A 13,944-nucleotide genomic window follows, 5' to 3' on the forward strand; every position below is an offset into this window, starting at 1 on the left:
AAAGAGCTAACCAAGGAGGTCAACAAAGGTATAGATGTAGTCTCCTTCACCGGTTGCATACGCCGATTCATAGGCGGGATAGAATCTACACCACACCCCCTCAGACACAAGTTCGGGGTTGCTCAAGTCTTCTATGGCAAGGGCAGTTCTTGACTGCGGCGGCAACTCATCCTGCCCCCGGAAGAACAGCCCTTTCGAGAAAGCGGATTTGCTTGCTCGTCCGTTTATGACGTAGCCATCTCTACTCTGGCAGAAGCCAATGTGTCGTCGGCTCAAATTTATCCAGCGATAGGCCGCAGCTAGCTTTGAAACTCCAAATTCATCAGCTAGCTCGGTTACAGATTCTACGCAGAACCGACGATCGTCATATGATCGGACTAAGTCTGGCGGCATCAACAAGTGAGCGGCGAAATCGTTAGCTTCTGCCTCCAATGGTTCCACATCGAAGTCGTTAAGCGCCTCTGGTCCGCATTCGAATCTTTCCCTCAAAGTCCGATGGCCGACAAAATGACCAACCTCGTGAGCCAGGGTGAAATTCCTTCGTGGCGTGTATGTTATCTTCCTGTTGACGCCAATAAGCCATGACCGCTTCTGCGGCGAGGGACGATACATCAGCCCCTCAAAGCTCTCAAAATCAGCCTCCACTATACTGACAGTGTCTCCGCCAGAAGACGGAATTACGATCTCGTTGAGCGCTACATTGATATCTATTCTTGGCGTACCAGGCCCATGACTTCTCCATAGGGTAATTATCCTATTTGCTTCCTTTATTAGCTTTGTCATCCAGAATCATGTCCGCGAGTCTTAGCAACTTGTCGACATCAGATGCTGATACTTTGCGACCTTCAAGTCCCCTTGCGAGCGCATCGACAACCTGGCTGCGATTCGGCTCTACCGAGGAATCGTCGATCAAGTAGGAGGGAGAAACCTCCAAAACACTGGCAATCTTGAGGAGCAGTTCACCTGAAGGTCGCGCCGGCCTTTTATTCTCGAGCTGCCAAACGTAGGCCTTCGTTGAGCCAATCTTATCAGCAAGCCCCTCTAATGTAAGAGCTTTCTCTATCCGGCGCTTGCGCAGCTTTTCACCAAATACCTCGGACATCAAACCTCTACGGAACAAATCACAGGGGTTGACAGTATCTCAATCGCTATACTAGCACTAGTGTAGTGATCGCGATACTATCGTGTCGCACTCGCGATCCGTCCTCCTCCTGACCTGCGACACGGAGACATAGAATATGCCGAAGAAAGACATCCATGTGACCCCGCATCCTAACGGTGGCTGGCAGACCAAAACTGAAGGTTCCAGTCGCGCTGGCTCCCTGCACCCAACTCAGAAAGCAGCCTTCGAGCAGGCTCGTGAGCAGGCAATCCGAACAGGAGTAGAGGTGGTCATTCACCGCCCAGACGGACGCATTCGCGATAGCAACAGTTATGGAAACGATCCATTTCCACCCAAAGGCTAAGGAGCATAACCATGCCGATGAAGTACAAGGGCCGAACCTTCAGTTCCGGCCAATCGCTCGCCAACGCGGTGCAGCGTGATATCAATACTGCGGTCGAGCGCGCTGTTCGAAATGCCGCATCATCATCAGGGGCACGAACAACACGGGCCTCAAATGGGAACTTGATCATACAGGGCAACCCTGCCGCTATAGCTCGGTTCACTCGCAAAATCGTCCGGTGACAAGATGAGCTTCAAACCGTTTCGCCCGATCCGCCCGATCAAGCCAATTGACCGCATGCAAAACATGCGGACGATCAGACCGCTGGGGATGACAAAATGGGTGAAGGCGCATTGGCGATATGACTATGACCGGCGAGCATGGGAGTGGGTGCTCGGGCACTGGAGCCGCTAGTGTGTATGCAATACTGAAAGGCCCGGATACGTTCCGGGCTTTTCATCTTGTTAGCGCTTACTAGGGATCCTGCCCCCGCTTCACCTTCGCAGCCAGATGCAGCCGCTCCGCGCTTGCCAGCGCACTGCGCTCCACCGTCTCCCGGCCGAATAAGTGGTTCACCGTGAGACCTCAAGACAGGCGCCGGCTGTCGCCGGGATGACAGTTCGTGGATGTGGGTGGGCGCGGTCAGGCATTCCCCTCCCCTTACCTCCCCCGCCCTTGCCACTCCCTCTCCACCACCCCACATTGTCCTCACGACGGCGGGAGGTCTTGACGATGCGATATGCGGTTCTGGGGACGGGCATGGTGGGGCAGGCGCTGGCGCGAAAGCTGCGTGCGCTGGGCCATGAGGTGGCGATGGGTGCGCGGGCGCCGGACAATGAAAAGGCTGCCGGCTTTGCCGCCGAAACGGGCGGGCTGGCGATGGATTTTGCCGCTGCCGCCGGGTTTGGCGACATGGTCATCAATGCCACGAGCGGCGCCCATGCCCTCGATGCACTGCACCAGGCCGGGGCGGAAAACCTCACCGGCAAGGTGCTGGTGGATATTTCCAATCCGCTGGATTTTTCGGTCAAGCCGCCGGTTCTTTCCGTCGTCAACACCGATAGCCTGGGCGAAACCGTGCAGCGCGCTTTTCCGGGGAGCCGCGTGGTCAAGACGCTCTGCACCGTCAACGCCAATGTCATGGTCGATCCGGCACGCCTGCCGGGCGAGCATGTCATTTTCCTCTCCGGTGACGATGCCGATGCCAAGGCCCAGACCCGCGCCATGCTGGAGGCCTTCGGCTGGCGGCAAATCATCGACCTGGGCGGCATCGACAGTGCCCGCGCCCAGGAAATGATGCTGCCCATGTGGCTGCGCGTCTGGGGTGCGCTGGGAACGCTCGATTTCAACTGGGTGTTGACGCGCCGGCCGGATCAGGATCCCGCCAACCGCTGAAGCGCAAAAAATTCTTATCCCCGTGCCCAGAACCTCCGCTATCCTCTTCCCATCTCTCCCGCGATGGGCGGACTGCAGCGAACAGTTGCGGGAGGAGCCGGTGAGACTGGATTCGCTCCAGGGCTCGCCTGCTCGTCGGGCCACCTTGCGACGAGCGATCAATAGGGGCCACGACAGCAGGAGAAACCCGCTTCGATCTGTCCCGACAGGGCAAATCTCTCCGGCGGAGAGATTTGAAGTGAGAAGGCCATGAGAGCTACGCTCGAATGGCGAGAGGCGGCGACGTCTCTATTACTTAGTTTTACTGAGACGCACGCGCCTCGGGACACGTCCAATGCAAACCGCAGGGCAGCAAAGCCGGGGCGGCGCATCGTCGTGCCCGCCATTTGGGTTCGGCGGCGCTTTGGCGTAAAATCGGGTTCAGGGAGGGATCGGCCATGAGTGACACACACGGTGCTATGATCGCCAAGTTCCTGGTCGCGCAGGACCAGGTCTATCCCGAGGCGCTGCATGAATTGCGCGCCGGGCGAAAGCGGACGCATTGGATGTGGTTCATCTTCCCCCAGATGGCGGGGCTGGGCACCAGCGACATGGCCCGGCGCTATGCGCTGACCGGGCTTGATGAGGCCGCCGCTTATGCCGAACACCCGATCCTGGGCGCGCGGCTGGTCGAATGCACCGAGGCGGTGTTGCTTCATGCCCCCGAGGGCGTGGCGCCGCGTGATTTAAGCACCATTTTCGGCGCACCCGACGACGTCAAGTTCATTTCCTCGATGACCCTGTTTGCCCGCGCGCAGCCCGAACAGCGCCTTTTCCGCGCCGCGCTCAGCGCCTTCAACAATGGCCATGAGGATGCGCGGACCGTGGCCCTGCTGGGCACCTGAGCGGGCTTTTCAAGGCTATGCATTGATACGGAGGCAGAGAAAAACCGCGTCGTCATAAATATTCGCGGCAGTTATATTTCGTTATACTTCTAAGCGCAATCTTGCGAGCAACTTCATCGCGTCAAGGAAGCAGACCATGCCTTCTATTGATACCATTACTCTAGCCGATTGCGCCGCACTGATATTCGCCCCGGACGGGCACTGTTTTGACCAGATGACCACGCTGGCCCGGAACCTGGGGTTCGGCCATGTGCTCGACTACACCAGGCTCAACGCCGTGCCGCCCCGAACCCTGCCGTTTTTCCTGATCCACAATGGCATTGCCGATCACCTCAAGCAGCGCCTGTTGCGCGGCCTGCGCTCGACCGATGAGCTGCGCCGCAAATATGCGCCGATCATCTGTCTGATCCCCCAGGGGCCGCGGCACCAGATGGTGCCACAGGTCGAAATGGGGTTTGACGAGGTGCTGTTTCTCAGCGACCCGATCGCAGAGATCGGCAAGGCACTGACCGCCCAATTGGGGCGCGAGCTGCTCTATATCGAATCCCCGCAATATTTCGGCCCGGACCGGCGTCGGCTGGAGCGGGTCAGCCGCGGCGATCCGCGGCGCGTGCCGGGCGGCACCGAGCATCGGCGCATCCAGGTCGTCCGCGATCCGCAGCACGGCATTCGCGCCAGCTATGTGAGCTGATCGCGTCTGGTCAGCCGCACCGTGCGCCCCTCGCCACCGGGCGGAATGTCCAGATGCACGACCAGGCTCACCGCCTCGGCCACCTGCGGCGCGCGTTCCGCCCATTCGACCAGCACGATGGCCTCGGGATCATCGAGCAGGCCCAGCTCGTCGGCCTCCGAGGCATCGGCCAGCCGGTAGAGATCGGCATGCAGCACCGGCCCGATGGGCGTGTCATAGGGCTGGATGATGGCAAAGGTCGGTGATGGCACTTCAAGCGCCGGATCATTGGCCAGCGCCCGCAATATGGCCCTTGCCATGGCCGTCTTGCCCGCCCCCAGATCGCCCTCGAGGCTGACGATATCCCCGGGCTTCAGGCCCGTGGCAAGCTGGGCTCCGAACCGGGCCGTGGCAGCATCATCGGGGAGGAAGGTTTGGGACATCAACGCTATCGACTCCTGCGCCTCACTCCCCTTGAGGGAGAGAGAATGAGGGTGGGGTGAACTGAAACAGGCTATGAGTCAACGGCAGCCGGAATTCGACGGCCATTCGAGCATAGCTCTCATGGCCTTCTCGCCTCCAATCATGCCACCGGCATGATTGGCCCTACGGGACGGCTCGAAGTTACTCCGCCACGCCTGCCAGGGCGCTGTCGAGGGGCAGGTTGACGATGATGCGGCTGCCCCTGGGCTCGCGCCGTTCGGCCGAAATGGTGCCGCCATGCAGGTTGACGAAGGTGCGCACGATGGACAGGCCCAGCCCCGCGCCGCGCTGCCGGCCGCCCGAGGCCGGATTGTCGAGCCGGGTCAGGATGGCCGATTTCATCTCGTCGGTCAGGCCAGGGCCCTCGTCCTCGATGACGAACAGCATGCGATCGCCGCGCTGGCTGACGGCCAGCCGGATTTCCCCGCCCGGTGGCGAGAAGCGGGCCGCGTTGGAGAGGAGATTGTAGAGCACCTGCACCAGCCGCGTGCCATCGGCGATGAAGACGGGCAGGTCCGGCGCGATATCGACCACCACGCGCGGCGCTTCGCCCGAGACCTCGGGAAAGCTGGCGCTCATCCCGGCGCGGGCCTTGTCGACGAGGGCGGCCACATCGAGCGGTTCGGGGTTGAGTTCGGCAATGCCGGCATCGACCGAGGCGAGATCGAGGATATTGTCGATCAGGACGCCCAGCGTCACCGAGGAGGCGCGGATGTAGTCGATATATTCGCGCTGGCGTTCATTGAGGCTCCCGCCTTCGGTCCCGGCCAAGAGGTCGGCAAAGCCGATGATATTGGTCAGGGGCGAGCGCAGTTCATAAGAGACGTTCTCGACAAAGGCGTCCTTGAGCCGGTCGGCCGCCACCAGCGCGTCATTGCGCTCCTTGAGCACCTTGGAGTAGCCCGCACTTTCGGTGACATCGAGGAAGGTCATCATGGTCTGCCCATTGGGCAGGCGGGTGATGGCATAGTCGATCAGTCGCCCGTCGGACCGGTTGATCCGCCCCTGTCGGTCGGTGCGGGTGGGGTTGAGATCGATAATGGTGCGCTTGAGGTCGCGCCAGATCGAGGCGCCGTCCTCGGGGATCGCCCGGCCGCTGGCTTCGGCCAGCCGGTCGATATGGGGGTTATTGCCCAATTCGTTCATCGGCAGCTTCCAGAGCTTGGAAAGCTGGGGATTGGACAGGGTCAGCCGGCCATTGGTGCCGAACACCGCCACGGCTTCGTTGAGTGCCATGATGGTTTCGCGCAGCACATTGGTGAACGCCTTGTTGGTGCTTTCCAGCTCCAGCCGCTCGGTCAGGTCCTCGAACACATAGATGACACCGCCATCCGGGCCCGCCGGCGCCGAAATCACCTTGATGGTTCGTCCATCAGGCAGGTGCCAGGGGTCGGCCTCATGCGGTTCCTTGCGGGCGTAGCTTTCCAAATGCTTGGCGCGCCAGGTGTGATAGTCGACCTGGCTGGGCAACATGCCCTCGGTGCGCAATTTGTCGAGAATGGCGCGTTCGTCGAGGCCAAGCGTCAGAAACTTGCGGTCAAGGTTCCACAGATTGGCATAGGCGGCATTGAACTGGGTCAGCTCACGCCTGGCGTTGAAAATGGCGATCGGGGTGCCCAGCGCATCGATGATGCCGCCAATATGGGTCGCGCCCTGCTCGCCGGAGGTGGGCTGTGCAGTGATTTTCTCGTCAGGCCGCAAATAGCCGGCCCGACCGCCGGGCACCGGAAAGTCAACCAGCTCGAACCGGCCGTGCTGGCCGAAGTCGAGCGGCAGGTTCACCGGCGTGGCGTCAGCATGGCAGGATTTGAGGTGCAGCGCCAATTGAGTGGCATCGAGCAATTCAGGCGGGGTCGCATCCGAAGAGCTTCGCCCCAGATCGGCCGCCAGCTTGAGATAGGCGGGATTGGCATAGACCAGACGATCAGCCTCATCGCGCAAAAAGGCCGGCTTGGACAGAAGGGCAAGAATGGCGCGGGCGCTTTCGCGGTCGCCGCCCTGGGCCTCGGCAGTCAGAGCCGCATGTTCATCGGGTTGACTGAAGGCCGGGCGCAGCCGCAGGGCTACAGCCCCACCCATCACCCAGCCATTGGCGCGGATCAGGCGGCCGTCGCGGGTATCAAGGCTGGTGACAAAGGCATGGCCGTGCAGGCGCAGATCTTCGACCAGGCTGGTCAGTCGGTTGGTTTCGGCCGGCCCCAGCCAGGAGTGGAAATTGAGCACGCTTTGCGGCTGCCGCCCCGATGGCAGCACGGCACCGGTCTGGCCCAGCACGCGCGGCGGCTCATGCCCCTGCCAGAGCACGGTCAGCTCGCGGGTGCCGGCGATCAGGTTTTCATATTCATCGACCAGTGCGCGCAGATCGGCAATCTGCTCGGCGGCGCGGCGGCGTGCCGCGCGGCTATCGGTCAAAAGGGTGCGGACCAGGACCATGGACAACAGGGCAAAACTCCCTGCGCCGATGGCAACTGCAAAAGGGGCGATGCCGCCCAGACTTGCCGGAACAAGACCCTGCGCCAGGGCGGGAACTGCCGTGACCAGAGTGAGGGGCGCGGCACACAGGCCTGCGAATCCCAATTGTTTCCGGAAATGATCCGGCGTCATACCAGCCCTCTTTCGCTTTGATTGCGATGCCAACCCGGCCAGAACGGCCGGTACGCCTCAACTCTAATCAGGCCGCTGACGCAGAGCCAAAACCGGCTCAAGCTGCCCCCAGGACCGGCTTGCGTGTCCCCCCGCAACCCGAATCACTAAGACCATACCGGCCCGTGGAATCGTGCAAAAGAGTCTTGATGGCTGTGCGTTGCGGGCAAAGCGCAAGGAAAGGGCTTGACCCGTGAACGAAACAGAAACCTTTCAAAAAAGTAAAAGCCCAGGACAATGCCCGGGCTTTTTTCGGTCAATTGTTAACACTTGGTGTCACTGACAGCCGGCGTCCGGGCTGCATCGCCCCAATCGCGCCGGTGGAGCGATCTGCCCAGCGGCGCGCGCGACGCCTAGTAGCGGTACTCGCCGGACTTGAACGGGCCCTCGACCGGCACGCCGATATAGTCGGCCTGGGTCTTGGTCAGCTTGGTCAGCTTGGCGCCAAGCTTGGCCAGATGCAGCTCAGCGACCTTTTCGTCGAGATGCTTGGGCAGCACATGCACCTTCTTTTCGATCTTGTCGCCATTGGTCCAAAGCTCGATCTGGGCCAGGGTCTGGTTGGAGAACGAGGCGGACATGACAAAGCTGGGGTGGCCGGTGGCATTGCCCAAATTCACCAAGCGCCCCTCGGACAGCAGAATCAGGCGGTTGCCATTGGGCTGCTCGATCATGTCGACCTGCGGCTTCACATTGGTCCACTTGAAATTGCGCAGACCCAGCACGTCGATCTCATTGTCGAAATGGCCGATATTGCAGACAATGGCCATGTCCTTGAGCTTGCGCATGTCGTCGACCATCAGCACGTCGCGATTGCCGGTGGCGGTCACCACGATATCGGCGCGCGGGGCGGCTTCCTCGAGCGTAACCACCTCAAAGCCTTCCATCGCCGCCTGCAGGGCGCAGATCGGATCGACCTCGGTCACCAGCACGCGGGCACCGGCGCCACGCAGGCTTTCGGCCGAGCCCTTGCCCACATCGCCATAGCCACAGACGATGGCGACCTTGCCGGCCAGCATCACGTCGGTGCCGCGGCGGATGGCGTCGACCAGCGATTCACGGGTGCCGTATTTGTTGTCGAATTTCGACTTGGTCACCGAGTCATTGACGTTGATGGCCGGGAAGGGCAGCTCGCCCCTTGCGTGGAGCTGATAGAGGCGCATCACGCCCGTGGTGGTTTCTTCGGAGACACCGCGAATATTGGCGCGGATGGTCGAATAGAAATTGGGGTGCGTGGCCAGGCGCTTCCTGATGGTAGCGAAGAAGATTTCCTCTTCCTCATTGCCCGGCTTGTCGAGAATGGACGGATCGGTCTCGGCCTTGGCGCCGGTAAGCACTAGCATGGTGGCGTCGCCGCCATCATCGAGAATGAGGTTGGGCGTGCCGCCATCGCCCCATTCCATCATGCGGTCGGTGAAGGCCCAGTATTCTTCCAGGCTCTCCCCCTTATGGGCAAAGACCGGGATGCCGGCGGCGGCAATGGCCGCAGCGGCGTGATCCTGTGTCGAGAAGATATTGCACGAGACCCAGCGCACATCAGCGCCCAGCGCGACCAGCGTCTCGATCAGGACGGCAGTCTGGATGGTCATGTGCAGCGAGCCGGCAATGCGCGCGCCCTTCAAGGGCTGTGCGGCGGCATATTCCTCGCGAATGGCCATCAGGCCCGGCATTTCGATTTCGGCGATGCTGATTTCCTTGCGGCCGTAATCGGCCAGGGAAATGTCTCGGACCGCGTAATCGGTCGGGCTCTTGGTCATGGGTCGGCTCCAGAATGGATCAATGTCTTGCCCCTCCTATACGGGAGGGGGTGTTACCGATCAATGACGGACATAAAGATTTGTTTATATCTCCTTGCGGCAAGGCTTGAATGCGCGCGATCAGGTCCGCGTTACCCTGATCCGCCCGCGCCCCCGTCGCCGGAAGGGCATGCCGAGGAGCCGGGCCAGGCCCGACAGGATAAGATAACCCAGGATGAAACCGCCGCCGGCATAGAGCACGCCCTCCATGGTGACGGGGATGGCGGGCTTGTAGTTTTCAAGCGTGCGGCGGCCGATATCGGTATCGAGATAGGCCGGCAGGGATTGCAGCCGCTCCACCGGCCCCGCGCCTTCGATGCGGGCCAGGGTGACGGACAACATGTCATAGCGCTGGAAGGTCGCCGTCATCGAATGGCCGCGCCCGGCCAGAAAATCGTCATTGGACGCATTGTAGCGCGCCAGCGCCGCTTGCCGGTCGAGCCCGCCCGCCTCGGCGGCGCGGTCAAACTCCTCGGTAATGACGCGCAACTCGTCCACCGCGCCGCCAAGGCGCTGGGTATATTGCTGGGCATATTCGGGAAACTGGCTGAGCGTGGTGGCCAGGGCCAGGCCGCCAATACCGGCGATCAATCGTCTGAGCACATCTGCCCCCTCATGCCTGCCCATTCAGTCTGGCGTCTGGAAAAGGCAGAAACAAGTCAGGGGCAACAATCCGCAAACACTCGAATGGCCTCGCTCAAACCTCGGCCCCGTCCACATCCTCGTCAAAGCCGTTATTGACCAGTTCGACGATGGCTTCGAGGGCTTCGCGGGCCTGCTTGCCGGTGGCCTGGACGAGAATGGTGGAGCCGGGACCGGCGCCCAGCATCATCAGGCCCATGATGGAATTGCCGGCCACGGACGTGCCGTCCTTGACCACGGCAATGGTGGCGTCGAAGCATTCGGCGGTGCGCACGAAGCGCGCCGAGGCGCGGGCGTGCAGGCCCTTGGTGTTCACGATAGTCAATTGCTGGGCGAGCGCCCTGCCGGCGTCCATGGATCAGCTACCCAGGATGGAATTGGCGACGGTGATGTATTTCTTGCCCGCTTCCTGCGCCATGGCAACCGCTTCTTCCATGGTCATTTCGGCGCGAATGCGCCCCAGCTTGACCAGCATGGGCAGGTTGACGCCGGCGATTACTTCCACCTTGCGGTTCTGCATGACCGAAATGGCGAGGTTGGACGGCGTGCCGCCGAACATGTCGGTGAGGATGATGACGCCATCGCCGCTATCGGCGCGATCGAGCGCCTTGAGGATGTCGTCGCGCCGGCTTTCGGCATTGTCTTCGGGGCCAATGGCGATGGTTTCCACCTGTTCTTGTGGACCGACCACATGCTCCATCGCCAGCTTGAACTCATCGGCCAGCGCGCCGTGGGTCACCAGAACCAATCCAATCATGCACTTTCCCCAAACGGCCGCCGCAGAAAATCACCGCGACAGCTCTTGAGCCCCCCATTTTCCGGGACGCCTGGTGCCACCCCGCAAACGGGGCACAGTCTTGTCCCCATCCCAAATGGTTGCAAGGGATAATTTGTCACGGTGTGGCTTGTTGAACAGCTTGTGCCACCGCTTCGGCCACCAGCAGCATCTGATGGCCTAGACCCACCACGCCAGCCTGGGGCACCGGGGCGCGCGGCAGGGTGTGGCCGAACATCTCGGTCTGAAGGTCTTCTTCCTCGACCATGCGCGTCAACTCAGGCACCAGATCAATCACCAGGTGCAGTTGCGCCCATTCGCGGTGCGGGCGCGAAACAATGCCCCGGCCGCGCAATTCGATCAGGCCCGCCAATTGCGGTGGCGCCAGCATGACAAGGCGGCTGCCTTCATCGGCAATATCGACGCGGTCGTCGGCCACCAGGAAAGCGGGTTGCCCGCGCCCCTCCCAGCGGTCGAGCAGCGCCATGGACAGCACCGATTTGCCGGCGCCGGACGGCCCGCGCAGCAAAACGCCCAATTCCCCCAGGACGAGACCCGTCCCATGCACGTTGACTGGCTTGTTCATGCCGCAGAGTCTATTTGCGGGCCCGCGGTAGCACAATTGTAAAAATCGCGCCGGATCGATCGGTGCGGTTTTCGGCCCTGATACTGCCCTTGTGGGCCTCGATGATCTGCTTGGAAATGGAGAGGCCCAGGCCGGAATGATTGCCGAAACTCTCGGTTTCGGGCCGGTCAGTATAGAATCGCTGGAAGATGCGGGTGACATCGCCGGTAATGCCGGGCCCCTCGTCGGTCACGCTGACCTTGATGGTCTCGCCCTCGGTCGAGATGGCCACCGTCACAGTGCCGCCGGGTGGGGAAAAGGACACCGCATTGTCCACCAGATTGGCAAAGACCTGCGCGAGCCTGGTCTCATGGCCATTGACCAAAGTCGTGCCGCGGCCGGCGCGCTTGCCCAGCACCACATCCACATTGCGGCCCGCGGCGACATCCTTCTGGATCGCTACCATGGCCTCGGCGAGCTTTTCGACATCGACCCGTTCCGCGCTTTCCCGCGCCAGTTCGGCATCGAGCCGGCTGGCGCTGGAAATGTCGGTGATCAGGCGGTCGAGGCGCCGCACGTCATGCTGGATGATATTGGTCAGCCGCTCACGGTCCTCGGGCTTTTTGGCCAGCGGCAGGGTCTCGACCGCCGAACGCAGCGAGGTCAGCGGGTTCTTGAGCTCATGGGCGACATCGGCGGCAAAGCGCTCAATCGCTTCGATGCGGTTGTAAAGCGCGTCGGTCATGCGCCGCAGCGCATCGGAAAGATGGCCGATTTCGTCGGGCCGATCTGTCAGGTCGGGAATTTCAGCGCGGGCATTACCGGCGGTCTGCACCCGTTCGGCGGCCGCCGACAGGCGGCGCATCGGCCCGGCAATGGTGCCCGCCATCAACAGTGACAGCACGATCTGCACCCCGGCAGCGATGCCGGCAATGCGCAGGATGCTGCTGCGTTCCTGGGCAACGACCGAGTCGATGTCGCCCGGCTCGGTGGAGAGCAGGATGGCCCCCACAATGGCGCGCAGGCGCTGCACCGGCACGGCCACGGAAACCACGAGCTGGTTCTGGGCGTCGACCCGCACGAAGTCGGCCGGGGCCCCGTTGAGGGCCGAGGCGACCTCGGGATAGCGGGTGCCTTCGTCGGCCTGGTATTCCTGATAGGTCGGGTAATTGCCGCCCGGCGACCAGGAAATCAGCGCGTTCCACCAGTCCAGCAAAAAGAAACTGCCCGAGCCGGAGGTGTCGATGGCCTGCCGCAGCACCTCGCCGCGCGCATAGATGTTTTCGCTGTCCAGAATAAGCAGGCCCTGCCCATCATAGATGCGGGCGCGGGTCCGGGTGGGGGTAATCAGATTGCGCAGGAGCGGCGCGACCCGTTCGGGATTGATCGGAAATTCCAGGGTCGGGTCGAAATAGGAGAAAGGCGAAATATTGCCCGCCTGCGCATCGAGCAGGCGATCGGGGTCGATCGAGATGATGTCGCTATCGACCGTGGCCGAGGCAGCGATGGCGGCCGAAATGATCTCGCCCTGCACCCGGAGCGATTGCACCCGCGCATCGATCAGCCCGGCGCGCCATTGGTTGAGATACAAAATGCCCACCACCAGCACCAGAAGCCCGGCCATGTTGAGCACGACGATGCGCCGGGTGAGGCTGGAGAAAATGGTGAAGTCGACAAAGCGGCGCACCGCGTCCATCAGTTTGAACAGCGGCAGGAGCAGAACGCGCCATTTCCGCCGGCCGGAACGCTGTGCGCTCTCGTCCGAAGCGGGGACCCGATGGGACCCCGTTTCGCCAGCATGCGGATCGAGCGTGGCCACGAAGGTCCTTACTGCTCCTTGAAGCGATAACCGACGCCATAGAGCGTTTCGATCATCTCGAAGTCGTCATCGGTCGCCTTGAATTTCTTGCGCAGGCGCTTGATGTGGCTGTCAATGGTCCGGTCATCGACATAGACCTGATCGTCATAGGCAGCATCCATCAGCGCATTGCGCGACTTGACGACACCCGGCCGCAGCGCCAGGGCCTGCAGGATCAGGAATTCGGTGACCGTCAGGGTCACGCGCTGGCCTTTCCAGGTGCAGGTATGGCGTTCTTCGTCCATCACCAGCGCACCGCGCTCGATCAGGGCCTTGCTGGGCGAGGCCTCAGCGCCGCTCGCGCCGGTTGCAGAGGGATCGCGCGGCGCCGACCGGCGCAGGATGGCCTTGACGCGCTCGACCAGCAGCCGCTGGCTGAAAGGCTTGGTGATGAAGTCGTCGGCACCCATCTTGAGGCCGAACAACTCGTCGATTTCCTCATCCTTGGAGGTGAGGAAGATCACCGGCACATCGGATTTCTGCCGCAGGCGGCGCAGCAATTCCATGCCGTCCATGCGCGGCATCTTGATATCGAGAATGGCAAGGTCGGGCTTGTCGGTGGTCAATCCCTCCAGGCCCGAGGCGCCGTCGGTATAGGTGGCGACCTGATACCCCTCCGCTTCCAGGGTCAGGGACACGGAGGTGAGGATATTGCGGTCATCGTCCACCAGGGCGATCTTTGGCATAAGCTGCCTTTCTTCTCGTGACGCAGGCTCTTTTGAACAGCACCATCCCATTGCGGACGGGCCGGTTGAGCGACTTTGCAGGCGACAATTACGTATTAAATA

16 protein-coding genes are annotated in these 13,944 nt (G+C 61.7%); 4 read left to right on the forward strand and 12 right to left on the reverse strand.

Going from position 1 to position 13,944, the window contains the following annotated elements; translation table 11 throughout:
* Positions 1–6: 6 nt before the first annotated feature.
* Together DDE76_RS00705 and DDE76_RS00710 are read right to left on the reverse strand one after the other, a co-directional pair.
* Entirely contained in the window at positions 7–783 is a 777-nt protein-coding gene (locus DDE76_RS00705) for an ImmA/IrrE family metallo-endopeptidase (RefSeq protein WP_104892329.1), read from the reverse strand.
* Positions 755–1,102 carry a helix-turn-helix domain-containing protein gene (locus DDE76_RS00710; protein WP_104892330.1) on the reverse strand — a complete coding sequence of 116 codons (348 nt, stop codon included), beginning with the start codon at positions 1,100–1,102 and terminating at the stop codon, positions 755–757. Before DDE76_RS00710 ends, DDE76_RS00705 begins: the two co-directional genes overlap by 29 nt.
* 136 nt (positions 1,103–1,238) lie before the next feature.
* Here DDE76_RS00710 and DDE76_RS00715 point away from each other — a divergent pair, with 136 nt between their 5' ends.
* Complete coding sequence (locus DDE76_RS00715; protein ID WP_104892331.1) at positions 1,239–1,466, forward strand: DUF2188 domain-containing protein; 228 nt, start codon at positions 1,239–1,241, stop codon at positions 1,464–1,466.
* Here DDE76_RS00715 and DDE76_RS19705 read toward each other — a convergent pair.
* Positions 1,393–1,635 (reverse strand): hypothetical protein, encoded by a 243-nt coding sequence (locus tag DDE76_RS19705; protein WP_198650807.1) that lies wholly within the window; start codon positions 1,633–1,635, stop codon positions 1,393–1,395. The two genes, DDE76_RS00715 and DDE76_RS19705, sit on opposite strands and share 74 nt — an antisense overlap.
* A gap of 542 nt (positions 1,636–2,177) precedes the next feature.
* On the opposite strand from DDE76_RS19705, the gene DDE76_RS00720 reads away from it, so the two are divergent.
* The 3 genes from DDE76_RS00720 to DDE76_RS00730 all read left to right on the forward strand — a co-directional run bounded on the left by DDE76_RS00720 (position 2,178) and on the right by DDE76_RS00730 (position 4,415).
* Positions 2,178–2,840, forward strand: coding sequence for an NADPH-dependent F420 reductase (locus DDE76_RS00720; RefSeq protein WP_104892332.1), 663 nt, complete (start codon positions 2,178–2,180; stop codon positions 2,838–2,840).
* 437 nt (positions 2,841–3,277) lie between these two features.
* Positions 3,278–3,724 carry a DUF1810 domain-containing protein gene (locus DDE76_RS00725; protein ID WP_104892333.1) on the forward strand — a complete coding sequence of 149 codons (447 nt, stop codon included), beginning with the start codon at positions 3,278–3,280 and terminating at the stop codon, positions 3,722–3,724.
* A 136-nt stretch (positions 3,725–3,860) separates the two neighbouring features.
* A complete protein-coding gene (locus DDE76_RS00730; RefSeq protein WP_157955597.1) occupies positions 3,861–4,415 on the forward strand; it encodes a hypothetical protein in 555 nt (184 codons plus the stop codon).
* Here the strand turns inward: DDE76_RS00730 and tsaE are convergent.
* The 9 genes from tsaE to DDE76_RS00775 all read right to left on the reverse strand — a co-directional run bounded on the left by tsaE (position 4,403) and on the right by DDE76_RS00775 (position 13,842).
* A complete protein-coding gene (gene tsaE, locus DDE76_RS00735) occupies positions 4,403–4,837 on the reverse strand; it encodes a tRNA (adenosine(37)-N6)-threonylcarbamoyltransferase complex ATPase subunit type 1 TsaE (protein WP_104892335.1) in 435 nt (144 codons plus the stop codon). The two genes, DDE76_RS00730 and tsaE, sit on opposite strands and share 13 nt — an antisense overlap.
* A gap of 181 nt (positions 4,838–5,018) precedes the next feature.
* Positions 5,019–7,481, reverse strand: a complete 2,463-nt coding sequence (locus DDE76_RS00740; RefSeq protein ID WP_104892336.1) for a sensor histidine kinase — start codon at positions 7,479–7,481, stop codon at positions 5,019–5,021.
* Between the two features lie 392 nt (positions 7,482–7,873).
* Positions 7,874–9,277: an adenosylhomocysteinase gene (ahcY, locus tag DDE76_RS00745; RefSeq protein WP_104892337.1), complete on the reverse strand. Its 1,404-nt coding sequence runs from the start codon at positions 9,275–9,277 to the stop codon at positions 7,874–7,876.
* 120 nt (positions 9,278–9,397) lie between these two features.
* The gene (locus tag DDE76_RS00750; protein ID WP_157955598.1) at positions 9,398–9,919 is read right to left on the reverse strand and encodes a DUF2937 family protein; all 522 of its coding nucleotides are present in this window, start codon (positions 9,917–9,919) and stop codon (positions 9,398–9,400) included.
* Between the two features lie 94 nt (positions 9,920–10,013).
* Positions 10,014–10,313, reverse strand: a complete 300-nt coding sequence (locus tag DDE76_RS00755; protein WP_104892339.1) for an HPr family phosphocarrier protein — start codon at positions 10,311–10,313, stop codon at positions 10,014–10,016.
* 3 nt (positions 10,314–10,316) lie between these two features.
* Positions 10,317–10,715: a PTS sugar transporter subunit IIA gene (locus DDE76_RS00760; protein WP_104892340.1), complete on the reverse strand. Its 399-nt coding sequence runs from the start codon at positions 10,713–10,715 to the stop codon at positions 10,317–10,319.
* 136 nt (positions 10,716–10,851) lie between these two features.
* Complete coding sequence (locus DDE76_RS00765) at positions 10,852–11,319, reverse strand: HPr kinase/phosphorylase (RefSeq protein WP_104892341.1); 468 nt, start codon at positions 11,317–11,319, stop codon at positions 10,852–10,854.
* Positions 11,320–11,329: 10 nt separating this feature from the next.
* Positions 11,330–13,117, reverse strand: a complete 1,788-nt coding sequence (locus tag DDE76_RS00770) for a stimulus-sensing domain-containing protein (RefSeq protein ID WP_245891750.1) — start codon at positions 13,115–13,117, stop codon at positions 11,330–11,332.
* Between the two features lie 8 nt (positions 13,118–13,125).
* Positions 13,126–13,842: a response regulator transcription factor gene (locus DDE76_RS00775; protein ID WP_104892342.1), complete on the reverse strand. Its 717-nt coding sequence runs from the start codon at positions 13,840–13,842 to the stop codon at positions 13,126–13,128.
* Positions 13,843–13,944: the final 102 nt, after the last annotated feature.

It is taken from the genome of Devosia indica, assembly GCF_003056405.1.
Taxonomy (GTDB): Bacteria; Pseudomonadota; Alphaproteobacteria; order Rhizobiales; family Devosiaceae; genus Devosia; species Devosia indica.